General features: G+C 69.6%; 21 protein-coding genes. 8 read left to right on the top strand and 13 right to left on the bottom strand.

Features of this window, described 5'->3' with window-relative positions:
• The first annotated feature begins 131 nt into the window (after positions 1-131).
• Positions 132-842, top strand: a complete 711-nt coding sequence (locus WI697_RS00305) for a CoA transferase subunit A (protein WP_062761522.1) — start codon at positions 132-134, stop codon at positions 840-842.
• A gap of 2 nt (positions 843-844) precedes the next feature.
• The gene (locus WI697_RS00300) at positions 845-1,486 is read left to right on the top strand and encodes a CoA transferase subunit B (protein ID WP_014746674.1); all 642 of its coding nucleotides are present in this window, start codon (positions 845-847) and stop codon (positions 1,484-1,486) included.
• A 102-nt stretch (positions 1,487-1,588) separates the two neighbouring features.
• Here WI697_RS00300 and WI697_RS00295 read toward each other — a convergent pair whose 3' ends face one another.
• The 5 genes from WI697_RS00295 to cobT all read right to left on the bottom strand — a co-directional run bounded on the left by WI697_RS00295 (position 1,589) and on the right by cobT (position 6,414).
• Positions 1,589-2,596, bottom strand: coding sequence for an asparaginase (locus tag WI697_RS00295; RefSeq protein WP_296713064.1), 1,008 nt, complete (start codon positions 2,594-2,596; stop codon positions 1,589-1,591).
• Between the two features lie 82 nt (positions 2,597-2,678).
• Positions 2,679-3,383, bottom strand: coding sequence for a ChrR family anti-sigma-E factor (locus WI697_RS00290; protein ID WP_296713066.1), 705 nt, complete (start codon positions 3,381-3,383; stop codon positions 2,679-2,681).
• A 17-nt stretch (positions 3,384-3,400) separates the two neighbouring features.
• Entirely contained in the window at positions 3,401-4,063 is a 663-nt protein-coding gene (locus WI697_RS00285; RefSeq protein WP_345957024.1) for a sigma-70 family RNA polymerase sigma factor, read from the bottom strand.
• A 149-nt stretch (positions 4,064-4,212) separates the two neighbouring features.
• The gene (locus tag WI697_RS00280; protein ID WP_345957023.1) at positions 4,213-5,124 is read right to left on the bottom strand and encodes a GGDEF domain-containing protein; all 912 of its coding nucleotides are present in this window, start codon (positions 5,122-5,124) and stop codon (positions 4,213-4,215) included.
• 252 nt (positions 5,125-5,376) lie between these two features.
• A complete protein-coding gene (gene cobT / locus WI697_RS00275) occupies positions 5,377-6,414 on the bottom strand; it encodes a nicotinate-nucleotide--dimethylbenzimidazole phosphoribosyltransferase (RefSeq protein ID WP_345957022.1) in 1,038 nt (345 codons plus the stop codon).
• Positions 6,415-6,643: 229 nt separating this feature from the next.
• Here cobT and WI697_RS00270 point away from each other — a divergent pair, with 229 nt between their 5' ends.
• The 4 genes from WI697_RS00270 (at position 6,644) to WI697_RS00255 (ending at position 9,444) form a co-directional block, all read left to right on the top strand.
• Entirely contained in the window at positions 6,644-7,492 is an 849-nt protein-coding gene (locus tag WI697_RS00270) for an adenosylcobinamide-GDP ribazoletransferase (RefSeq protein ID WP_345957021.1), read from the top strand.
• Entirely contained in the window at positions 7,483-8,112 is a 630-nt protein-coding gene (locus WI697_RS00265; protein ID WP_296713073.1) for a histidine phosphatase family protein, read from the top strand. Before WI697_RS00270 ends, WI697_RS00265 begins: the two co-directional genes overlap by 10 nt.
• Positions 8,106-8,645: a bifunctional adenosylcobinamide kinase/adenosylcobinamide-phosphate guanylyltransferase gene (gene cobU / locus WI697_RS00260; protein ID WP_345957020.1), complete on the top strand. Its 540-nt coding sequence runs from the start codon at positions 8,106-8,108 to the stop codon at positions 8,643-8,645. Before WI697_RS00265 ends, cobU begins: the two co-directional genes overlap by 7 nt.
• A 106-nt stretch (positions 8,646-8,751) precedes the next feature.
• Entirely contained in the window at positions 8,752-9,444 is a 693-nt protein-coding gene (locus WI697_RS00255) for a lipid-binding SYLF domain-containing protein (protein ID WP_062762533.1), read from the top strand.
• 35 nt (positions 9,445-9,479) lie between these two features.
• Here WI697_RS00255 and cbiB read toward each other — a convergent pair whose 3' ends face one another.
• Entirely contained in the window at positions 9,480-10,493 is a 1,014-nt protein-coding gene (gene cbiB, locus WI697_RS00250) for an adenosylcobinamide-phosphate synthase CbiB (protein ID WP_156503069.1), read from the bottom strand.
• A gap of 317 nt (positions 10,494-10,810) precedes the next feature.
• Between cbiB and WI697_RS00245 the strand changes: the two genes are divergently transcribed.
• Both WI697_RS00245 and WI697_RS00240 read left to right on the top strand, forming a co-directional pair.
• Positions 10,811-11,431 (top strand): SCO family protein, encoded by a 621-nt coding sequence (locus tag WI697_RS00245; protein ID WP_345957019.1) that lies wholly within the window; start codon positions 10,811-10,813, stop codon positions 11,429-11,431.
• A gap of 363 nt (positions 11,432-11,794) precedes the next feature.
• Positions 11,795-13,021: a polyhydroxyalkanoate depolymerase gene (locus tag WI697_RS00240; protein ID WP_062762537.1), complete on the top strand. Its 1,227-nt coding sequence runs from the start codon at positions 11,795-11,797 to the stop codon at positions 13,019-13,021.
• A 126-nt stretch (positions 13,022-13,147) separates the two neighbouring features.
• Here WI697_RS00240 and WI697_RS00235 read toward each other — a convergent pair whose 3' ends face one another.
• The 7 genes from WI697_RS00235 to WI697_RS00205 form a co-directional block, all read right to left on the bottom strand.
• Positions 13,148-14,563, bottom strand: a complete 1,416-nt coding sequence (locus WI697_RS00235; protein ID WP_345957018.1) for an alanine/glycine:cation symporter family protein — start codon at positions 14,561-14,563, stop codon at positions 13,148-13,150.
• A 156-nt stretch (positions 14,564-14,719) separates the two neighbouring features.
• Complete coding sequence (locus tag WI697_RS00230) at positions 14,720-15,334, bottom strand: hypothetical protein (RefSeq protein ID WP_345957017.1); 615 nt, start codon at positions 15,332-15,334, stop codon at positions 14,720-14,722.
• 26 nt (positions 15,335-15,360) lie between these two features.
• Entirely contained in the window at positions 15,361-16,146 is a 786-nt protein-coding gene (locus WI697_RS00225) for a gamma-glutamyl-gamma-aminobutyrate hydrolase family protein (RefSeq protein ID WP_345957016.1), read from the bottom strand.
• Between the two features lie 56 nt (positions 16,147-16,202).
• Complete coding sequence (locus tag WI697_RS00220; protein WP_062762542.1) at positions 16,203-17,549, bottom strand: MATE family efflux transporter; 1,347 nt, start codon at positions 17,547-17,549, stop codon at positions 16,203-16,205.
• A gap of 24 nt (positions 17,550-17,573) precedes the next feature.
• Positions 17,574-18,254, bottom strand: a complete 681-nt coding sequence (locus WI697_RS00215) for a LolA family protein (protein ID WP_014746657.1) — start codon at positions 18,252-18,254, stop codon at positions 17,574-17,576.
• 25 nt (positions 18,255-18,279) lie between these two features.
• Entirely contained in the window at positions 18,280-20,697 is a 2,418-nt protein-coding gene (locus WI697_RS00210; RefSeq protein WP_345957015.1) for a DNA translocase FtsK, read from the bottom strand.
• A 71-nt stretch (positions 20,698-20,768) separates the two neighbouring features.
• Positions 20,769-21,980, bottom strand: a complete 1,212-nt coding sequence (locus tag WI697_RS00205; RefSeq protein WP_345957014.1) for an aminotransferase class I/II-fold pyridoxal phosphate-dependent enzyme — start codon at positions 21,978-21,980, stop codon at positions 20,769-20,771.
• Positions 21,981-22,181 lie beyond the last annotated feature (201 nt).

The following is a 22,181-nucleotide window of genomic DNA, read 5'->3' as shown; positions in this document are numbered from 1 at the left end:
GCACTTGCCGGATACCTGCGGTTTCGCCCCGGCCAGGGGCGGCGCTCATTGACAGCGTCGGCCCCGCCGCTTATCAAACGGGGACCGGGGGTATCATCGGGGGGAAACCCTCGCGAGAAAAGGCGGTATGCATGAGCAAGAAAGTCTACCCTGACGCGGTGGCGGCGCTCGCCGGCCTGCTCAGGGACGGCATGACCATCATGTCCGGCGGCTTCGGACTGTGCGGCATTCCGGAAAACCTGATCCTTGCGATCCGCGAGTCCGGCGTTCGCGACCTGACTGTCATCTCGAACAATGCGGGCGTCGACGGCTTCGGCCTCGGCATCCTGCTCGAGACCCGGCAGGTGCGGAAGATGGTCTCGTCCTATGTGGGCGAGAACAAGACCTTCGAGAAGCAGTACCTCGCGGGCGAGCTGGAGCTTGAGTTCAACCCGCAGGGCACGCTGGCCGAGCGCATCCGCGCCGGCGGTGCCGGTATCCCGGCCTTCTTCACCAAGACCGGCGTCGGCACCATCGTCGCCGACGGCAAGGAAGTCCGCGAGTTCGATGGCGAGCAGTACGTCATGGAGCGCGGCCTGGTCGCCGATCTGTCGATCGTGAAGGCCTGGAAGGGCGATACCGAGGGCAATCTGATCTATCGGATGACCGCCCGGAACTTCAATCCGATGATGGCGACCGCGGGCAAGGTGACCGTGGCCGAGGTCGAGGAACTGGTCGAGCCGGGCGCCCTTGGCGCCGACGCGATCCATACCCCCGGCATCTTCGTCCAGCGGATCCTGGCCGGCAGCAATTACGAGAAGCGCATCGAGCAGCGCACCACTCGTGCCCGTGGGGAGGCGTGACCATGGCCTGGACTCGCGAAGACATGTGCCGTCGCGCGGCGAAGGAGCTGAAGGACGGCTTCTACGCCAATCTCGGCATCGGCATCCCGACGCTGGTCGCGAACTACATCCCCGACGGCGTGCATGTGGTGCTGCATTCCGAGAACGGCATGCTCGGCATGGGGCCCTTCCCCTATGACGACGAGGTCGACCCCGACCTGATCAATGCCGGCAAGCAGACGATCACCGAACTGTCCTATTCCAGCTATTTCGACAGTGCGACCAGCTTCGCCATGGTGCGTGGCGGCCATATCAACCTGTCGATCCTGGGCGCGCTGCAGGTCTCCGAGACCGGCGATCTCGCCAACTGGATGATCCCGGGCAAGATGGTCAAGGGCATGGGCGGCGCCATGGACCTGGTGGCCGGCGTTCAGCGCGTGGTGGTCATCATGGACCACAATGCCAAGGACGGCTCGGCCAAGCTGGTCAAGGAATGCAGCCTGCCGCTGACCGGCAAGGCCTGCGTCGACCTGCTGATCAGCGAGGTCGGCGTGTTCAGCTTCGAGGACGGTCTGACCCTGATCGAGCTGGCCCCGGGCCTGACGGTCGACGAGGTCAAGGCCCGTACCGAGGCCGAATTCAAGGTGGCGCCCGGTCTCGCCTGACCGGCGGGTTGGCCGACCACACCGGTTGCCTGAACAGATATGGGGGCCGGCATCGCATCCGCGGTGCCGGCCCCCGTGTCGTTTCGGATGCCCCGTGTCTTTTCAGATGAAGGCATCGGATGGCCGGATCACGCCGACCTCGGCACCGGCCCAACTGGTGATGCCGCGCCGGCTCCAGGGGGCGAGCGCATCCAGATCGGCGGCATCGAACACGCCGAGCCGGGCGAGCGTGGCCAGCAGGGCGGTTTCGGCGGCCCGGACCGCCCCGTCCTCGACCTTGAGCGCCACCCCGAGACCCAGGCCGGGCAGGGCTGCGGCATAGACGCCTTCGGCGCCGACCTTGGCCAGCACCCGGCCCTTGGCCTGACGGGCGATGGCGGAACAGAGGCGGCCTGTGCCGGCGATCATCTCGGGCGCGGACCAGACGGCCCGGCTCAACCGGGCCATGGCATCGCGTCGGGCGGCGGTTTCGCGCGAGGGGTCGGCAATGCGGGCGAAGGCGAGCGCGAGGGACCGGAGCGGCATGGCGATCACCGGGATGCCGCAGCCGTCGATGCCTTCGGGCGCATCATCCAGCGGATGGTCGCCCAGCTCCGACAGGGCATCCCGCCAGCGCCGCTGTACCGGGTGGTCCCGATCTCCATAGCCGGTGATGGCCTCGCCCAGATGGCGGGCGGTGGCCAGGAAGCCGCAATGCTTGCCGGAACAGTTGTTGTGGGCACGGGAGGGTGCGCCGCCGTCGCGCGCTATGGCGCGGGCGGTTGCGTCGTGCGACGACCAGTGGGCACCGCAGATCAGGTCCTCGGTGCCGAGCCCCATCCGATCCAGCCAGGCGGACACCCGGCCGACATGCATCGGCTCACCGTTATGGCTGGCCTGAGAGAGGGCCAGTTCCGCCGCGCTCAACCCCATCGCATCGGCCGCGCCGCTTTCGATCAGCTGCAGGGCCTGGATCGGCTTGGTGGCAGAGCGGGGAAAAACCGGCCGGTCGCCATCGCCCAGCGCCAGGATCACACGGCCCCGTGCATCGCACACAACGACAGCGCCGCGATGGCGGCTTTCGACGAAGCCGCCGCGGACCACTTCGACCAGAACCGGATCGCTCATCATCACCCTCTCCGCCTCCACTGTGCGCCCGGCGGTCAGGATGATGCCGCAATCCCCGCAGTTCAAGGCTTCGGGGTTGGGGCGCTCAGAAGCGGATGAAGGGGTTGAGCAGCCGGCCGACGGTGCCGGTCAGCGAGATCGGGGCGTCGAGCACCGCAAGGCACAGGCATTCGCCGTCGTCATGGGCGATGGGGCGATGATCCACCTCACCGGTGGAGATCGCGACGTCGCCGGGGAAGAAGTCGCCGCTCTCGTCGCGATAGCCGCCGGCCAGGACCATCAATGCCTCGGTGCCCTTGTGGGTATGCTGGGGCATGGCGCGACCGGCGCCGATCTTCATCAGCACGGTACGGGTGCCCGGATGCCGGCCGACCGCAAGGTCGATGACATGGACGCCGGGACCGTTCCAGCGCCAGGGCAGATCCTGGGGGGCGGTGGGCAGATAGGCGAGCAGCGGCCTCGGCAGGCGCAGCGTGCCGTCGCCCGCCGGCAGCAGGGCGTCCAGATCCACAGTCTGGTGACCGGGCCGGTGGCCGGGCCGCGCCGGCTCGGCCGCGGCATCCTCGGCATCGATCCGGGCAAAGAGTGCGGCCAGCGCGTCATCCGCCAGTGCGACCGGTGCCTGATCCTCGAGCAGGGCCCCGCCTGTCGCGTCGAGCAGGCGCAGCGTCTCGCGGCAGGTCGGGCACAGCGCGGCATGGCAGGCGACCAGAAGTGCGTTCGCCTCGTCCAGCGTGCCGGCCGCGTAATCGACCAGCCACGCCTCCGGCATGTGGTGCTGCGGACCCATCGTCTCGTGATGCTCCATCAGTGTACCGGCCCCAGCGCCGCCCTGAGTTTGGACAGCGCCAGTCTCAACCGTGACTTGACCGTACCGAGGGGAAGGTCTTCGCTCTCTGCAATGGCGCTGTGGGACTTGTCCTCGAAGAACGCCATATGCAGCAGGCGAGCCTGCTCCTCGGGCAGGGTTCCGATGGCCGCCTTCAGCCGTTCGGCCTCCTGGCCGGCGGCATAGGCAGTTTCGGCCGGCTGGGCCAGGCCGTCCCCGACCAGGGTCGGGTCGTCCAGCTCGATCTCCGGCCGCTTCTCGCGGCGCAATTCGTCGATGCTGCGGTTGCGGGCGATGGTGAAGATCCAGGTCGCCACCGATGCCTGGCGCCGGTCGAACCGGTCGGCCTTGCGCCAGACGGTCAGCATGGCTTCCTGGGCGACTTCTTCAGCCCGCTGGGCATCGAGGCCGCGCCGGATCAGGAAACCCTTCACACGGGGCGCGAACCACGCATACAGCTCGGTGAATGCCCGACGATCCCGGTCGTGTGCGACCAGGACCATCAGATCGGCCATGCGTTCAGATACCGTGCGCGATCCGTCGGACGGGCCGCCACGACCACTCACCGTGCTCATGGCGCCATCTAACAGGACTCCTCCCCGCGCCGCAAGGCGCGGACGGATGCAGGTCTCATCGGTCATGGACCGGCCTTTCAGGCCATTGGTTCCTTTACCCGATGGATACGCGGCCCGGCGCTGAGTGGATCAGTGCAGAACGACGCCCCGCGAAAAAAGTTCCGCGGGGCGTGGATGGGCGCGGGTCGGGCGGTGCCGGCCGGGCCGGCCTCGGATCAGCGGGCGCTGCGCACGCGGCGGCCATCCAGCCCGGCCTCGGCGCGGGCGATCAGCCGGCCGATATCCTCGCCCGGCTGCAGGGTCGCGCGCGAGACCGAGAGCGCGATCCGGCCCACCGCTTCCCGATTGTCGCGACGCACGATCCGCCGGCCGGAGACGATGTTGCGGATCTGCTCGGCGATGGCGCCGGATTCGCTTTCGGTGGTATGGGGCAGGGCAACGGCGAAGCGCTGGGCGCCGAAGCGGGCGGCGACATCGCGTCCGCGCACGCCGTCGGCGAGCGTCTTGCCCACCAGCCGCAACACCTGGTCGCCGATGCCGGGCCCATGGGTGGCGGCAATGGCGTCGAAGCCCTCGACATCGACCAGCATGACGGTCAGCGGGTCGCCGGTCTCGCGGGCCAATGCAATCTCTTCGCCCAGGCGCAGCTCGAAATGCCGGCGGTTGGCAAGACCGGTGAGCGGATCGGTGGCGAGTTCGCGCCGGACCTTGTCCAGATCGCGACGGACACCGCCGATCTGATCGGTGGCGGCATCGAGCGAACGCACCGCGCCTTCGGTCCGCTGGGCCGTGCGCCGGGCCAGCAGCGCCAGCCCCCGGGCCGCCTCGGCCAGGCGGCGGGGATCGATCGTGTCGCCCTGCTCCAGCCGTTCGGCCAAGCGCTGGGCCTCGTCGGCGGCCGTGTCGAGCGCCGAGCGGGCGCCTTCCGCGGCGCTGAGCGCCCGTTCCGCCTCTGCCGCAAGCCGGGCGCCGCCCTCGCGAACCGCCTGGGCCTCGCGGGCCATGCCGAAATGCCGCTCGAAGGCTTCCCGCAGGAAATCCGGGGTCAGCTGCCCGCCATCGGCCAACAGCCCGTCGATCGCCCGGCTCAGTTCCGGATCGCGACCGGCATCGTGGACATAGGCCACCGTATAATTGATCGGATTTGGCGCAACTGCGTGGGATTTGAGAAGTCCGAGGGCAGCCTGTGCGTGGGATTCCGACCGATCGGTCTGTTCCGCGTATTCCACGCGACCCCTCCGACAACTCTGCTGCATACGCGGCGCCGGCATCACCGGCGCAGGGTGCATCCGCCAATTCGGACGCACCCTGTAGCATAAGGGTTCAATTGTTTAAGAGTCGTTAACGCACACCGCAGTGCAAAAAATCGACGCAGGGCCTCAGTCTTCGGCGGTCGCGACGCCGGCCTCGGCAAAGGTGGCCATCCCGTTATGGGTGGCGATGGCCGCCTGGACGAGGGCCGAGGCCAGCACCGCGCCCGAGGCCTCGCCGAGCGCCATGTCGAGATCGAGCAGCGGCCGCTGGCCGATGGCGGCGGCCAGGCGCTGATGGCCGGGTTCGCGTGAGAGATGGGCGATGCGGCAATGGTCGAGGGCGGTGGTATCGAGCTTCCAGAGCACCGCCGCGGCGGCGGTGCAGGTGAAGCCGTCGAGCAGCACCGGCACCCTGAGCATGCGGGCCGCGATCACCGCCCCCACGATGGCCGCCAGTTCGTGACCGCCCAGCCGGCGGAGAACCTGGAGCGGGTCGGCAAGGGCCGGGCCATGGAAGCCCAGAGCCTCGTCGATGACCGCGATCTTGCGGGCGAGGCCGGCATCGTCGATACCGGTACCGCGACCGGCCCAGTCGGCGCCCATGCCGCCGAAGAGAGCGGCGGCGATGGCCGAGCCGGCGGTGGTGTTGCCGATGCCCATCTCCCCCAGGCACAGGATGTCGATGCCGGGCTCCACCGCCCGCATGCCGAAGGCGATGGCGCGCAGCACCTCGGCATCCTCCAGCGCCGGGCCGCGGGTGAAATCCGCCGTCGGCTGGTCGAGGCCCATCTCATAGACCGACAGCCCCGCCCCGAACGAGCGGCAGAGCTGGTTCACCGCCGCCCCGCCTTCGACGAAATTCGCCACCATCTGCCCGGTGACCGAGGCGGGATAGGCCGAGACGCCGCGTTCGGCGATGCCGTGATTGCCCGCGAAGACGCAGGCGAGCGGCCGGGCGGCCCGCGGCGGATGGGCGGCCTGCCAGGCGGCGGTCCAGATCGCCAGCTCTTCCAGCCGGCCGAGCGCGCCGCGTGGCTTGGTCAGTTCCGCGTCACGGGCGCGGGCGCGCTCCATCGCTTCCTCGTCGGGGCCGGGAAAGGCGCGGACCAGCTCGGCGACGCCGACGAGATCCGTGAACGGAATGGCGGAATGGTCGGCTGCCACGGCTCGGGGCCTCCTGAGGCGCGGGCCGCAGGCGCCCGAGGAGCGTCGCGGCCGATCAATGCGGACGGTCGCCCCGGACGACACCGGGACGCGATGGCCGGAACGATTGCGCGCCCCGCCCGTCGGGTCAAGCCTTCTGGCGTCAGAGACGAGCCGCAGACTGGTCGGGTGGCCGGGCTGCCGCTATCTTCGGGCGAGTTCCCCGTTCCGCAACCGACCTCGCAGGCTCATGACCGATCCTCTGCCCGTCCCGCCGCCGGCGCCACCCCCGCCACCCCCTGCGCCGTCGCCGGCACGACCACTCGACGGGTTGTGGCTGGCGCTGGGCCTGGTGACCCGTCTGCCGGTTCCGGCGCCGCATGGTCTGCAGCCGGCCGCGCGCTTTGCCGGCTGGCTGGGGCCGGCCGGGCTGATCGCAGGCGGGCTTGCCGGGCTGGTGCTGGCCGGGGCGGCAGAGGTTTTTGCCGATCGCTGGATCGCGGCCCTGCTGGCCCTGATCGCCGCGGCGCTGATCGGCGGGCTGATCCACGAGGACGGCCTTGCCGATGTCGCCGACGGTTTCGGCGGCGGCCGCGACCGGGCGGCGAAGCTGGAGATCATGAAGGACAGCCGTGTCGGCACCTTCGGCGCCGGGGCGCTGATCCTGGGCTTCGGCCTGCGGGCGGCGCTTTATGCGGCGCTGGCCCCGCTGGGCATCGGGGCGGCCGTGCTGGCCGCGGGGGCAGGCGGGCTGTCCCGCGCCGCCATCGGCCTTGCCATGGCCTGGATGCCGCCCGCCCGGCGGGACCGGCCGGGCCTTGCCGATGCGGCCGGCCGCGGCCCCGCGGCCGCAGCCCTTACCGGTCTGGGCGCAACCCTGCTGATCACCGCCGGGCTTGGCTGGTGGGCGCTCGATCTCCAGGCCCTGCCGGCGGTGCTGGGGCTCGTGGCCGGTGCGGCGATCGGCGCGCTGGTGATCCTGCGCCTGGCGCTTCGCCAGATCGGTGGGGCCACGGGCGATGTGTATGGTGCGCTTCAGCAGGTGGCCGAAATCGGCGCGCTGCTCCTGGCCTATGGAGGCTTGCTGTGGTGGCCGTGACCCGCTGGTACTGGTTGAGGCATGCCCCGCTTGCGGCATCGGCCCTCGGGCGCATCCATGGCGCGGGCGAGGCGCCGGTCGACCTGCCGGCGCCGATGCGGGCGGCACGGATCGCACGTGCCCTGCCCGAGGGGATGCGGCTGGTGGCGAGCCCGCTTGCCCGTGCCCGCGACACCGCATCCGTGCTCAGGCCCGACCTGACGGCGCAGATCGAGCCGGGCTTCATCGAGCAGGATTTCGGCCTCTGGGAGGGCCGCGTGCATGCCGAGATCGAGGCGGCGGAGCCCGAGGCTTATGCCGCCTTCTGGCGCCAGCCTGCCCGCGCCCGCCCGCCCGGGGGCGAACGCTATGCCGATGTGATCGCCCGGGTCGCCGCGACCGTCGACCGGATCTCTGCCGAGGCCGACGCGCGGCCGGTGGTGGTGGTGGCCCATGCCGGCGTGGTGCGGGCCGCCCTTGCCCAGGCGCTGGGACTGACGCCTGAGCAGAGCATTTCCTTTGTCGTCGATCCGCTGTCGCTCACCCGGATCGACCGGATCCAGATGGATGACGGCGCGGTGCTCTGGCGGGTGGAGACGGTGAACCGGCCGCTGCCGACGGGAGAAGACGAGCCATGCTGACCCTGGTTCTGGGCGGGGCCCGTTCGGGCAAGAGCGCGCTGGCCGAGCGGCTGACGCTGTCCGCAGCGGGGGACGTGCCGCCGCTCTATGTCGCCACGGCCGAAGCCTTCGACGACGAGATGCGGGATCGCATCGCCCGCCACCGCGCGGATCGGGGGCCTGGCTGGAGGACGGTCGAAGCCCCGGCCGACCCGGCGGCGGCGATCGCGGCGGCCGCGGAAGCGGGGGCGGTTCTGCTCGACTGTCTGACGATCTGGGCGGCGACCCTGATGCATCTGGAGCGGGATCCGGACACCGAGACGGCACGTCTTGTGGCGGCCGCCCGCGATCTGGGCCGCCCGGTGGTGATGGTGGCGAATGAAGTGGGGCTGGGGATCGTGCCGGACAATGCGCTGGCACGGCGGTTCCGCGATGTCGCGGGACGGATGAACCAGCAGGTGGCGGCCGCGGCCGACCGGGTGATCTTTGTGGCGGCGGGCCTGCCGCTGGTGCTGAAAGGGCCTTCTTTCGGTGCCGGAGAGGTCGCATCTTGATCGCACCCCTGTCACAGCCGGTCATGGCATAACAGCGGGGACAGGACGGCACGGAACCGATCCCCGCCGCTGCCGTCGGATACGCACCCGCCGAGGAGTTTTCCCCATGTTCCGCATGCGCCTCAACGACCGCCGCCCGCTTGCGCTGACCGTCGCCGCCATGGCTGCCATGGCGCCGCTGGCGATCGTGGCGCCCGCCTATGCCAATGATCAGCAGGAGACGGTCTCCAAGGCCGCCGCCACGGTCGAAGCGATCCGCAATTCGCCCCAGGGCAAGGATTTCGAGGCCCAGCTGAAAAGCGCGCGGGCCGTGCTGATCGCCCCGAGCCTGGTCAAGGCCGGCTTCATCATCGGCGGCGAGGGCGGCGTCGGCGTGCTGATGGCCCGCGATTCGGGCGGCTGGCGCGGCCCGGTCTTCTACGACATCGCCAAGGGCGGCATCGGCCTGCAGGCCGGCGTGCAGGTGTCGGAGACGGTGCTGGTCGTGCGCACCGAGCGCGGCCTGCAGAAGCTGCTCTCCGACAAGGTTTCGCTGGGCGGTGACGTCTCGATCGCGGTGGCGACCGTCGGTGCCGGCGTCGAGGGCAGCACCACGACCAATATGGATGCCGACATCGTCGCCTTCTCCAACGCCAAGGGCCTGTTCGGCGGCGCCTCGCTCGACGGTACCGTGATCGTGCCCGAAGAGGACTGGAACCGCGCCTATTACGGCCAGTCGCTGACGGCGGAGAACATCCTGCGCACCAATGTTTCGGACGGCAAGGCCGACACGCTGAAGAGCACGCTCTCGGGCCGCTGAGCCGGCAGGGCTGCCCCCTGGTCGAGCAGGATGGCCTAGTCGAGCAGTGTGGCGAGCAGGGCCAGCAACGGCGCCCCCGCCATGCAGGCACGCAGATACAGGGTGAGGGCCCGGTCGATATCGGCCGGGCCCGCTTCCGTGTCGCCGCGGCCCATCCAGGCATCATCCACCACCCGGTTGCCATAGCGGCGCGGGCCTGCAAGCCGAAGCCCCAGGGCGCCGGCCATCGCCGCTTCCGGCCAGCCGGCATTGGGGGACCGGTGGCGGCGGGCGTCGCGGCGCATGGCGGCCATCGCCTCGCCGGCATCCCCCGGTCCCGGCAGGGCGGCGGCCAGGGCGATCAGCCCGCCGGCGATCCGGGCGGCCGGCCAGTTGACCAGATCGTCCAACCGCGCCGCGACCCGGCCGAAGGCGGCGTGGCGCGGGGTCATATGACCGATCATGCTGTCCATGGTGTTGATCGCCTTGTAGGCGGCAATTCCGGGCAGCCCCGCCACGGCGAACCAGAACAGCGGCGCCACCACCCCGTCGGAAAAATTCTCGGCCAGACTCTCGATCGCGGCCCGCGACACCCCGGCCTCGTCGAGGCTTTCGGGGTCGCGGCCGACGATGCGGGCGACCATGCGCCGGCCGGCGGCGAGCCCGTCGCGGGCAAGCGCATCGGCCACGTCGCGGACATGTTCGTACAGGCTCTTCTGCGCGACGAGGGTCATGGCGATCAGCGCCTCGCCGACCCAGCCGAAGGGAATGCTGCGCAGCAGCCCCGACAGGCCCCAGGCGACGAGCGCCGTGCCGCCCGCCACCAGGATCACGGTCAGCGCGCCGCGGCGCACCCGTTCCGCCTCGCTGCGCTCCGGCCGGTTCAGCCGGCGGTCGAGTGCCGAGATCGCCCGGCCGATCACCGCCACCGGATGGGGGATGCGCGCCCAGAGCCCGGGCGGGTCGCCGATGAAGCCGTCGAGAACCGCGACCACCAGCAGCAGAAGGCCGGGATCGGGCGCGAAGACCGGGCCGATGATGGCGGCGAGGGACAGCGTGTCCGCGGGCATGGAGCAGACCCCTTGGGACGGGACGGAGGGCGAGGGAGTGATGCGACAGGAAGATCGCCGGAGTGTGCGGCGGGCGATGGGGGCGGGTCAATTGTCGGCAGACGGCCATGGCGAGCGACGATCGGTCGCAGATGCTTCGGTTGCAGCCCCGGGCGCCGGCTGCTATGGGGTGAAGACGTCTCCATCGCCGGCCCCGACCCCTGGTCCCGGCGGTGGTATCGTCGGGGCTCTCCGGTCTCCCTCACCGGGCGCCCCTCGGCACTTCCCGACCGGTGGCCTTCCAGCCCTGCCGGCCTTCCCCGCGGATTGTGAACATCATGTCGAAGAAGGCCCCCCGCCGCCCGTCCATTCTGGCCGTCATCGCGATCGCCGCGGTGGTCGCGATCGGTGGTGTGCTGGCGCTGCGCTGGGTGGAAATGTCGGCGGATCGCGCCGGCGGCGTTTCCTCGGGCCGCGCCCTGATCGGCGGCCCCTTCGCGCTCAACGATCAGACCGGCAAGCCGGTCACCGACCAGGATTTCCGTGGCCGGCTGATGCTGGTCTATTTCGGCTACACTTTCTGCCCGGATGTCTGCCCCACCGATCTTCAGAAGATTTCAGCCGTCATGGAGATGCTGGGGCCGGATGCCGACAAGGTGGCGCCGGTGTTCATTACCGTCGATCCTGAGCGTGATACCACGGATCAGATGGCGCGTTACCTCAGCCTGTTTAATGATCACATCACCGGCCTGACCGGAACGCCTGAGGCCATTGCGGCGGCGGCCAAGGAATATCGCGTCTATTATCAGGCGGTGCGCGACGATGCCAGCGCCACCGATTATCTGGTCGACCACAGCGCCTTCATCTATCTGATGGATCGCGAGGGGGCCTATCTCACCCATTTCAGTCGCGGGGACACGCCCGATACGATCGTGGCGGCGATAAAACAGCATCTTTGATGGCGCCGTGCTGCATTTTGCAGCGCATCCAGCCCTGCCGGGTGACCGTTTCGGGTCGTTGTCGTGGATTTTCGGCAACGTCTTCGGAACTCGTTTACTTTTTCGGCGGATAATGCCTAATTGAAACAGATGTTTAACACGGGCGCTCTCCGGAAGCGCGCGAACGGGCCTTTCTGGCCCTCTGCGCAACGGATGCAAAGCCCGGACCGAAGACCGAACCAGCCTCGACCGAGCCGGCGCCCGCGAATGGTGCCGGTCGCATCAAAGATCGACAGTGACAGACGGCATCGACCACGAGGGAGGTGGACGATGCCGCCGCAGCCGGCGGCTTCCCCAGTTCCGCCGGACAGCGCGTGAGGGGTCATGCTTTACCAGCTCCACGAACTGCATGCCGCGACCGTGACGCCCATCCGTCTGATGGCGAAGGCCGCGCAGCGCATCCACAGTTCGCCGTTCAATCCGATGTCTTACTCGCCCTATGGCCGCATGGTTGCGGCCGCGGCCGAGGTGATCGAGCGCGTCACCGACCGCTACGAGAAACCCGCCTTCGGGCTTGACCACACCATCATCGACGGCCGCACCGTGCCGGTCGTCGAGGAGATCGTCCACGATCTCACCTTCTGCAAACTGCTACATTTCCGCCGCGACACCGAGGGTCTGAACGACCCGAAACTGCTGCTGGTGGCGCCGCTGTCAGGGCATTACGCCACCCTGCTGCGCGGCACGGTCGAGGCCCTGCTGCCCGACCATGACGTCTACATCACCGACTGGGTCGACGCCCGGATGGTGCCGGTCTTCGACGGGCCGTTCCATTTCGACGATTATGTCGAATACGTCATCGAATTCCTGCATTTGCTGGGCCCCGGCACCAATGTGATGGCGGTCTGTCAGCCCTCGGTGCCGGTGCTGGCGGCGGTGTCGCTGATGAATGCGGCCGACGATCCGTGCGCGCCCGCCACCATGACCCTGATGGGCGGCCCGATCGATACCCGCGAGAGCCCGACCCAGGTCAACCAGCTGGCCATGACCCGGCCGCTGAAGTGGTTTGAAGACAATGTCATCCACTCGGTGCCTGGCATCTATCCGGGCGTGATGCGCCGGGTCTATCCGGGTTTCGTGCAGCTGACCGGCTTCATGACCATGAACCTGGAGCGCCATATCGGCGCCCATGTGAAGCTTTACGAGCATCTGGTCCGCGGCGACGGTGACAGCGCCGAGGCGCACCGGTCGTTCTATGATGAATATCTGTCGGTCATGGACCTGCCGGCGGAATACTACATCGAGACCATCGACCGGGTGTTCCAGCGCCATCTGCTGCCCAAGCGCGAGATGGTCGTGCACGGCAAGCTGGTCGACCCCTCGGCCATCACCCGGACTGCGGTGATGACGGTGGAAGGCGAGCTGGACGATATCTCGGGCATCGGCCAGACCCGGGCGTCGCACAAGCTGTGCGACCGGCTGCCGGAGCACATGCACGCCCATTACGAACAGGCGGGTGTCGGCCATTACGGCATCTTCAACGGCCGCCGCTGGCGCGAACAGGTGAAGCCGCGCATCGCCGCCTTCATCCGGGCGCATGCACCGGCCTGATTGATCGGGGTGGCCTGACTGGTCCCGGTGACCTGACTGATCCCGGTCTCCGACCGGCGGATCAGACGGCAGAAAGGCCGGCTTCCTTTGGGGAAGCCGGCCTTTGCTTTGCCCGTCTCCGCCCGATCAGCGGCTCCAGATGTCCTCGTCGATCTCGCCGGCGAGTTCGGGATAATCGGCGGCGTGGAAAATCGGCGTCTGGCCGCCACGGCGCTGTTCCAGATAGTCGCGGGTGAGTTTCGCGACCGTGCCCGACAGGAGGACGATGGCGATCAGATTGATCACGGCCATCAGGCCCATGGAGGTATCGGCCGCGTTGAACACGGTCGAGACGCTCTCATAGCTGCCCCAGAGCACCATGGCGAGGGTGCCGCAGCGCAGGATGGTGATACCGATGGCGCTGTCGGCCTTCACGAAGACCAGGGCGTTTTCGGCATAGGCGTAGTTGCCGATGATCGAGGTGAAGGCGAAGAAGAAGATCGCCACCGCCACGAACCAGGCACCGGCATCGCCGATATGGGCGGTCAGCGCTTCCTGGGTCAGCTGGGTGCCGGTGACGCCCGAGCCGGGCACCAGCCGGTCGGACAGCAGGATCATGATCGCGGTGGCGGTGCAGATCAGCAGGGTGTCGATGAACACGCCCAGCGACTGCACGAAGCCCTGCGAGGAGGGGTGGTGCGGATCGGGCGTTGCGGCGGCGGCGATGTTCGGCGCCGAGCCCATGCCGGCCTCGTTCGAGAACAGGCCCCGCTTCACGCCGTTGAGCATGGCGGCCGCCATGCCGCCGGCGATGCCGCCGGCCGCCTGCTCCAGGCCGAAGGCGCTGCGCAGGATCATGCCGATCGCGGCCGGCACCTCGGCGATGTTGACCACGATGACATAGAGCGCCACGGCCAGATAGATCACCGCCATGAACGGCACCACCAGCTCCGCCACCCGGGCGATCTGGCGAATGCCGCCGAAGATGACGATCGCGGTCAGCACGGCGATGGCGAGGCCGATCCAGATCTTACCCAGGCCGAAGGCCGCCTCGCCGGCCTCGGCGATGGAATTCGCCTGCACCGCATTGAACACAAGGCCGAAGGTCAGGATCAGGAAGATCGAGAACAGCCAGCCCGCCCAGGGTGCCTTCAGCCCTTTGGCCATGTAGAAGGCCGGCCCGCCGCGATACTGGCGATGACCGTCGCGAACCTTGTAGAGCTGGGCGAGGCTGCTTTCGGCATAGGCGGTCGCCATGCCGATCGCCGCCACCACCCACATCCAGAAGATCGCGCCCGGCCCGCCCAGATACAGCGCCACGGCCACACCGGCCAGATTGCCGGTGCCGACCCGGGAGGCGAGGCTGGTGCACAGGGCCTGGAAGGGCGAGATGCCCGAGCGGTCGTTATCCCCTGAGCCGATCACCGCCCGGATCATCTCGGGAAAGTGCAGGATCTGGACGAAGCGCAGGCGGAGGGTGAAGTAGATGCCCACCGCCAGCAGGCCGTAGATCAGCACATAGCTCCAGAGCAGGGTGTTGAGAAAGTCGATGACTGCATCCATACGGGCCGGACCCCTTTCGGCTGGTCGGACCCGTGGTTGGATGTTTCGAATTCAGGTCCGACCACACCATTTGAACCGATGACGCGAACTGGCGCCAGTGACACGGCGATCTCCGCCATGCCACCTTCCGGCAATCGGCATACGCAGATCTATAAATCAGAACAGGTTGAAGCTCTCTCCGGTGATCGAGACCGGCCAGCGACCCCGTTCGTAGAGCCGGAATTTGAGCGCGAAAGGATGCTCGGCCCCCAGCCCCGCCGCCAGGACCAGGGCCGCCTGGTGGCAGGCCTGAACCGCATGGCCGGCCGCCGCCCGGGCCAGGGCCTCGTCGTCCAGACCGCCGACCCGCATCGACAGCACGGCGGCCGGGCCGACCAGAGAGGCGGCCTGATGGGCGACATGGGAAAGCGCCACGTCGAGCGCCTCTTCATCGGTGATCTCGAGCGCGGTTTCATGGGCAACCGCACGGAGATGCTCCTCCTCCTCCCAGGACAGGGAGTGCATGTCCAGTGCCTCGGCGCAGTCCGCCGCCTCGTACCAGTCGCCGACCGGGACCACCGCGGCACCGGGGAAGCCCAGCGCCGACAGATAGTCTTCGGCCGCAGCCCTGTCGTCGGCGTCCAGCCGGTCGCCGACGCGAGAGAACCAGGGGATGGTCTCGAGCATGCGGGCGAAGCGGGCGACCGCCGCCAGTGCCGGCTGATCGGCCAGCGGGTGATCGGGGTCGAAACCGTCGGTGTCGTCGTCGAAATCGTCGGGCAGGCGGGGCATGAGGCAGATATCCAGCGGGCAGGTCTTCAGGCAGCGGCTTCGGCACGGGCGGCGCGTTCGCGGGCCGCCTGTCCGAAGGCTTTCAGGATGGCGTCATGGGCGGGGTCGATCCGCCACAGCGCCTCGGGATGCCACTGCACGCCCAGGACGAAGCGGCGGCCGGGGATCGAGATCGCCTCGACCAGGCCGTCCTCGGCCAGGGCCTCGACGCGCAGCCCCGGGGCCAGCCGGTCGATCGCCTGGTGGTGCAGGGAGTTGACCAGGAAGGGCGTGACACCGCCCTGGATCCGGGCGAGCAGGCCGCCGGCTTCGGGCATCACCGGATGGGCATGGCCGAAGCGCTCTTCCCAGGGCAGGCTGGCATCGTCGCGATGATCCATCATGCCCGGCACTTCATGGACATGCTGGTGCAGGCTGCCGCCCAGGGCGACGTTCAGCTCCTGATGGCCGCGGCAGATCGCGAGCAGAGGCAGATCGCGCTCGATCGCGGCGCGGATCAGCGGCAGGGTGGTGGCGTCGCGCGCCGGATCGCCCTTGTTGCCGGGCCGGGGCGCCGGGCCGCCATAGATCTCGGGCGCGACGTTCGAGGTGCTGCCCGTGACCAGCACGCCGTCGACCAGATCCAGGACCTGATCGATGTCGATGCCGGCGCCCAGCGCCGGCACGATCAGCGGCATGCCGCCGGCACCATCCGCCGCGGCTTCGACGTATTTCATGCCCGCAGCGTGGGAGGGGCTGCCCTCGACCAGCTTGATGCAGGCGGTGACGGCGATGACCGGCCGGCGGCCGGAGGAGATGGGCGCGCTCGACAAGGCGATCGGCTCCGATGGCTGGTGCGGCCGCTGCGACAGGCCGCGAGGTGGCGTTCTCAGATGCTGGATCGTTGAGGCTGGGGCGAGAGGCGACGCCGACGGGCCAGATACCAGCCGGCCATCGCCAGGCCACGCGCCGCGAACAGGCCGAGGAAGGCGATCCACAACCCGTCCGCCCCCATCATATCGGGCAGAACCAGTGCCGGTCCAAGATGTATCGCGAAGGCGATGAGCATTGCATCGCGCATGGCGCCCGACCAGGTGACGCCGATGAACACCCCGTCCAGCCAGAAGCAGGCCCAGGCGATCAGCGGCAGGGCGACGACATAGGGCAGAAGATCGCCGGCCACCCGCCGCACCTCGTCGAGATCGGTGAGGGCCTGGATCAGCAGCGGCCCGGCGAGGGCGAAGACCAGAGCCGCCAGCACGCCCAGCGCCGCCGTCCAGATCCCGGTCATGCGCACGGCCTGGTCGAAGCCCGCCAGATCGCCGGCGGCAAGGGCGCGGCCGGCAAGCGATTCCGCCGCATAGGCCATGCCGTCCAACCCCTGCGAGGCCATGCTGAAGAAGGTGAGCAGCAGGGCGGTGGCGGCAAGCTGGGTGGTGCCGAGCCGCCCGGCCAGGCTCATGAACAGGGCGAAGCCGCCGATCAGCAGCAGGGTGCGGACGAAGATGTCGCCATTGATCCGGGCCATGCGGGCGATGGCCGGCCAGTCGCCCAGGGCCCGCCTGCCGGGGCGGGGCGTGCGCTCGCGGGTCAGGGTGCGAAACGCGGCCGCAAGGCCGATCAGGCAGCCGGTCCAGTCCGCCACGGCACTCGCGATCGCCAGCCCGTCGAGGCCGAGGCCCAGATGCAGGGCCAGCAACAGGTCGAGCCCGGCATTGACCAGATTGGTCGCCAGGATCATGACGAGCGGCAAACCCGCCTCTCCCCGGCCGACGAACCAGCCGACCAGCACCAGAACGGCCAGGGCGGCCGGCAGGCCGGTCAGGCGGATCAGGACATAGCCGGCCGCCAGATCCCTGACCGCGGGCGCCGGGCCGAACAGGGCGAGCAGCCAGGGCAGGGCGACGGCAAGGACCAGGCCGAGCAGGGCGGAGAGCCCGAGTGCCAGCGCCAGCCCGCGGCCCAGCACCGCCGCCCCTTCCGGACGGTCGCCCCGACCGGCCGCCCCGGCGGAAAGCCCGGTGGTGCCCATGCGCAGGAAGCCGCAGCACCAGACGAAATACGACAGCAGCTGGCCGCCGATCGCCGCGGCGGCCAGGCTGCCCGCCGAGCCCAGATGGCCGGCGACGCCGGTATCCACGGCGCCCAGGGCCGCGACCGACAGGTTGGACAGGATCATCGGCCCGGCGATCCGCCAGATCGCGCGGCTGTCGACCGCGGGGCCGGCCCTGGTCACTGGACCATCACTTGCCGGGCCTCGTCACTTCTTCGGGGCGAAGCGGTTGAAGACGAAGAGGTCGCTGTCCAGCGTCGGATCCAGCTTCACATCGCTGAGCGTCACCCGGGTGACGCCGCGCTGCGGATCGGTCACCACCCACTGGCGCAGCTGCACCGGGTTGTCGGTGAAGACCAGGGCCAGCGAGCCCAGATCCGGGTTCTTGGCGTCGCGAAGCGTGATCGCAAAGGCATTGGCATCGCGTTCGTAGCCGGCGAATTCGAGCAGCGGATCGTCGAAATCGAAGGTCTCGCGGGTCAGCAGCCCGGCGGGCGTCTGGCTGAGCGGGATGTAGGAGGGCTGATCGAGCTTGCGGTCGTAATGGATCAGCTGCGATCCGTTGGCGACCAGAAGCTGATCGACCGGCGGATCGTAATCGACCCTGAGCCGGCCGGGCCGGGACAGGTAGAAGGTGCCTTCCGAGGTCGAGCCATCGGCCGCGACCTGGGTGAAATGCGCCTTCATGCGCCGGAAGCCGTTCAGATAGGCTTCGGCGCGGTCCATGTCGCGTCGGGCCTCGGCCGCGGCGACATTGGGTGCCTTCGCAGGAGCGGCAGCCGGCTTCTGCTGCGCGAGGGCGGCCTCGGGCAGGGCCGTGGCGATCACCGCGAGGGCACCCGCAGCGAAAGCGGCACGGCGAAGGGTGCCTGACAGGCGAAGGGACATGGGGGGAAACTCCTCGTATCGGCGCTCAGTCGTCGCGGGGCTCGCCGAGCAGTACCTCCCGGCGGCCGGTGCGATCGGCCCGGCTGACGACGCCTTCGTTCTCCATGCGCTCGATCAGCCGCGCCGCCCGGTTGTAGCCGATCTGCAGGTGGCGCTGGATGAAGCTGGTCGAGGCCCGGCGCTCGCGGAGCACGACGGCAAGGGCCTGATCGTAGAGATCGTCCTCGCCACCGCCGCCGCCGGCCCCACCACCCTGTATGATGTCGGCGGTGCTGCCGGAGGCAAGCTCCGGATCGTCGGTCACCGCTTCGATGTAGGTGGGCGCACCCTGTTCTTTAAGAGCCCGGACCACCTTCTCCACCTCTTCATCCGAGACGAAGGGGCCGTGGACGCGGGTGATCCGTCCGCCGCCTTCCATGTGCAGCATGTCGCCCTGGCCCAGCAGCTGCTCGGCACCCTGTTCGCCCAGAATGGTGCGACTGTCGATCTTGCTGGTGACCTGGAAAGAGATGCGGGTGGGGAAATTGGCCTTGATCGTGCCGGTGATCACGTCGACCGAGGGGCGCTGGGTGGCCATGATCAGATGGATGCCGGCGGCACGGGCCATCTGGGCCAGGCGCTGGATCGCCGCTTCGATGTCCTTGCCGGCCACCAGCATCAGATCGGCCATCTCGTCGACCACGACCACGATATAGGGCATGGGCTCGGTCTCGAGGGTCTGTTCCTCGAAGATCGGCTTGCCGGTTTCGGGGTCGAAGCCGGTCTGAACGGTGCGGGTCAGGATCTCGCCGGCGTCCCGGGCCTCGGCGACGCGCTTGTTGTAGCCGCCGATATTGCGCACGCCCAGGTTCGACATGGCGCGGTAGCGGCCTTCCATCTCGCGCACCGCCCATTTCAGCGCCACCACCGCCTTGCCCGGCTCGGTCACCACCGGTGCCAGCAGATGCGGGATGCCCTCATAGACCGACAGCTCCAGCATTTTGGGGTCGATCATGATGAACTTGCACTGGTCGGGCGACAGCCGGTAGAGCAGCGACAGGATCATGGTGTTGATCGCGACCGACTTGCCCGAGCCGGTGGTGCCGGCGACCAGAAGATGGGGCATGCGGGCAAGATCGGCGATCACCGGCGCGCCGCCGATATCCTTGCCGAGCGCCAGCGCCAGCCGCGAGGCGGTGACCTCGTAGGCCTCGCTCGCCAGCAGCTCGCGCAGGAAGACCATCTCGCGCTTCGGGTTGGGCAGTTCGATGCCGATGGCGTTGCGCCCCGGAATGACCGCGACGCGGGCCGAAATGGCGCTCATCGAGCGGGCGATGTCGTCGGCCAGGCTGATCACGCGCGACGATTTGATGCCGGGCGCCGGCTCCAGCTCGAACAGCGTGACCACCGGGCCGGGGCGGACCTCGACGATGCGGCCCTTGACGCCGAAATCGTCGAGCACGCCTTCCAGCGCCCGGGCCTGTTCGGCCAGAAGTCCCGGATCCTGGCTGCCGGTACCGCCGCGCGGTGCCAGCGCCAGCAGATCCAGGGCCGGCAGCCGGTAGTTGGACGCCTCGTCCAGGTTGAGCGGGTTGCGGCGGCGGGCCTCGGCGGCGGCCGCCTCCACATTGCGCCGGGGCGCGCCGATCCGCGGACCGCCGGCGGCCGGGGCCTCGGCGGGTTCGGGGGCACGGCGCCGGGGCGGGGCCGGGACCGGTGCTGCATCGTCGTCGAACCGCGGCTCGGCGGTCCGGCGGGCGGCCTGGCCGCGCGCGGGGCGCCCGCGGGCCTCTGGTGTGTCGTCTGCCGCAGCATGGCGCCGCCGCAACAGGCCGGCCAGCCGGCTGCCGCCCCGGCCGGCAAGACCGCCGGCGGAGCCGATGCCCCGGCCGATGCTGCGCCAGTCGCCCAGCCCCATGCCGGCCGCCGCCAGCATGCCGCCGAGCGCCAGGCCCAGGGTGATGACGAGATAGGGGCCGACGCCGGTGACGGCGGTGAGCCGGGCATAGAGCAGCATGCCCACCACCCCGCCGAGCCCGCTTTCCAGCGGCCAGCCTTCCGGCCGGCCGAAGGCGGCGGCAAGGCCCGCGGTCGCGACCAGGGCCACGGGCAGCACGGTCAGGTTCAGCCACAGCATCGGCAGGCCGCGGCCGCGCATCAGCCGCCATGACCAGCCGAGCATCACCATCGGCAGGATCACCGCCCCCAGCCCCAGCGCCTGCAGGGACATGTCGGCAAAATAGGCGCCGGCCATGCCCATCACATTGGCGACGATGGGGAATTCCGCCGTGTGGTTCAGCGACGGATCGTTCTGGTCATAGCTCGCCAGGGCCAGGATCAGGCAGATCGCGATCACCGCCAGGACCAGCCCGCCGGCGGCGCGGGTCAGGCGCTGGGCAAGGCCGGCAGCCCCGGCGGGCAGGAAGCGGGTCGTCCGATCGGTTCCGGTCGAGCGTGCGGCCATGGGTCTCGGCTGATCGTGTCTGGAAGACGGGATGTCCACGAGGGCGGGACGGTGGCGGAAGGCGGCGGCGGTCAGCCGGCGAGGGTGCGGGCGATGCGGGTCAGCCCCTCCTCGACGACATCCGGTGCGTGGACCAGCGCGATGCGGACATAGCGGGCGCCGGGATTGTCGGGGGCGAAGCCATGGGCCGGATCGCCCTCGCGGGAAAGATAGGCGCCGGGCAGGACCTTGACACCGGCCTCGGCCCACAGCCGGCGCGCGGCCGCCTCGCCATCGCCCACATCGGCCCAGGCGAAGAAGCCGCCGGCCGGGATGGTCCAGCCGAAGGCCGGGCCCAGGATCCGCTCGGCCGCGGCCATCGAGGCCCGATAGCGGGCGCGGTTGATCTCGACATGGGCCTCGTCGGCCCAGAGTGCGGTGGCGGCGGCCATCAGCGGCGGCGACAGGAAGCCGGTCGAATAGGTGCGCATGCGCAGCAGGCCGGCGATCAGCTTCGGATCGCCGGCGATGAAGCCGGCGCGCAAGCCCGGCGCGCCCGAGCGCTTGGACAGCGAATTCATGACCAGCAGATTGTCGAGGCCCAGCCCATGTTTCGCCGCCACTTCCAGCAGGCCCGGGGGTGGGGTCTCGACCCAGATTTCGGAATAGCATTCGTCGGCGATCAGCACCGCGTCATGCGCGCGCGCCAGGCGGATCAGATCCAGCATCGCCGCCTCGCTCAGCACCGTGCCCTGCGGGTTGGCGGGGGAGCAGACGATGGCGGCCGAGGCGCGCCGCCAGAGATCGGGCGAGACCGCCGCCAGATCCGGCTGGAAGCCGGTCTCTGCGGTCGCCGGCACGAAGACCGGCTCGGCCCCCGCCATCACCGCCCCGCCGGCATAGACCTGGTAGAAGGGGTTGGGCATCAGCACCACCGGGCGCGCGCCGTCCTTCACCTCGGGTGTCACCGCCTGAAGGGTGGCGAACAGCGCCTCGCGGGTGCCGGCCGCGGCCAGGACCGAGGTCTCGGGGTCGAGAAAGCCGTCGGGCAGGCCGTAGCGGCGCGTGGCCCAGGCGGCGATCGCCCGGCGCAGATCCGGCGTGCCGGCCACGGCCGGATACTTCCCGAAACCCGCCGCCTCTGCCGCCACGATCTCGGCAATCAGGGCCGGGGCGCCACCCTGCGGCTCCCCCAGCGACATCATCAGCCGGGTGATCCCGTCCGGCGGCTCGGCGCCGGCGATCAGCGCGTCCAGGCGCCGGAACGGGTAGTCGGTGAGCGCGGCGAGCCGGGGATTGAGCATGGATGACGCCAGAGGATTGAAGTCGTTCCGAAACCGCCGTCCGTCGGTCGTGCCACCCGGGCGTTGGCCGGGGGCGTCCTGGGTGCGGGCCGCGGGGGTGCCGGGGCACCTTACGGCGCCTGACCGCTCTGCCGCAAGAGCGGACGCCCCGGCCTTCACCAGAAGGCCGGGGCGTCGCAGGCAGGACCGGCTGCCGGGGCA

This window comes from Tistrella mobilis (assembly GCF_039634785.1).
Taxonomy (GTDB): Bacteria; Pseudomonadota; Alphaproteobacteria; order Tistrellales; family Tistrellaceae; genus Tistrella; species Tistrella mobilis.
This window is presented reverse-complemented; position numbering and strand designations above follow the sequence as displayed.

Coding starts and splice junctions, on each gene's coding strand:
- WI697_RS00305 (WP_062761522.1), top strand. CDS start 132: ATGAGCAAGAAAGTCTACCCTGACGCGGTGGCGGCGCTCGCCGGCCTG.
- WI697_RS00300 (WP_014746674.1), top strand. CDS start 845: ATGGCCTGGACTCGCGAAGACATGTGCCGTCGCGCGGCGAAGGAGCTG.
- WI697_RS00295 (WP_296713064.1), bottom strand. CDS start 2,596: ATGATGAGCGATCCGGTTCTGGTCGAAGTGGTCCGCGGCGGCTTCGTC.
- WI697_RS00290 (WP_296713066.1), bottom strand. CDS start 3,383: ATGGGTCCGCAGCACCACATGCCGGAGGCGTGGCTGGTCGATTACGCG.
- WI697_RS00285 (WP_345957024.1), bottom strand. CDS start 4,063: ATGACCGATGAGACCTGCATCCGTCCGCGCCTTGCGGCGCGGGGAGGA.
- WI697_RS00270 (WP_345957021.1), top strand. CDS start 6,644: ATGACCGATCCTCTGCCCGTCCCGCCGCCGGCGCCACCCCCGCCACCC.
- cobU (WP_345957020.1), top strand. CDS start 8,106: ATGCTGACCCTGGTTCTGGGCGGGGCCCGTTCGGGCAAGAGCGCGCTG.
- WI697_RS00255 (WP_062762533.1), top strand. CDS start 8,752: ATGTTCCGCATGCGCCTCAACGACCGCCGCCCGCTTGCGCTGACCGTC.
- cbiB (WP_156503069.1), bottom strand. CDS start 10,493: ATGCCCGCGGACACGCTGTCCCTCGCCGCCATCATCGGCCCGGTCTTC.
- WI697_RS00245 (WP_345957019.1), top strand. CDS start 10,811: ATGTCGAAGAAGGCCCCCCGCCGCCCGTCCATTCTGGCCGTCATCGCG.
- WI697_RS00240 (WP_062762537.1), top strand. CDS start 11,795: ATGCTTTACCAGCTCCACGAACTGCATGCCGCGACCGTGACGCCCATC.
- WI697_RS00235 (WP_345957018.1), bottom strand. CDS start 14,563: ATGGATGCAGTCATCGACTTTCTCAACACCCTGCTCTGGAGCTATGTG.
- WI697_RS00230 (WP_345957017.1), bottom strand. CDS start 15,334: ATGCCCCGCCTGCCCGACGATTTCGACGACGACACCGACGGTTTCGAC.
- WI697_RS00215 (WP_014746657.1), bottom strand. CDS start 18,254: ATGTCCCTTCGCCTGTCAGGCACCCTTCGCCGTGCCGCTTTCGCTGCG.
- WI697_RS00210 (WP_345957015.1), bottom strand. CDS start 20,697: ATGGCCGCACGCTCGACCGGAACCGATCGGACGACCCGCTTCCTGCCC.
- WI697_RS00205 (WP_345957014.1), bottom strand. CDS start 21,980: ATGCTCAATCCCCGGCTCGCCGCGCTCACCGACTACCCGTTCCGGCGC.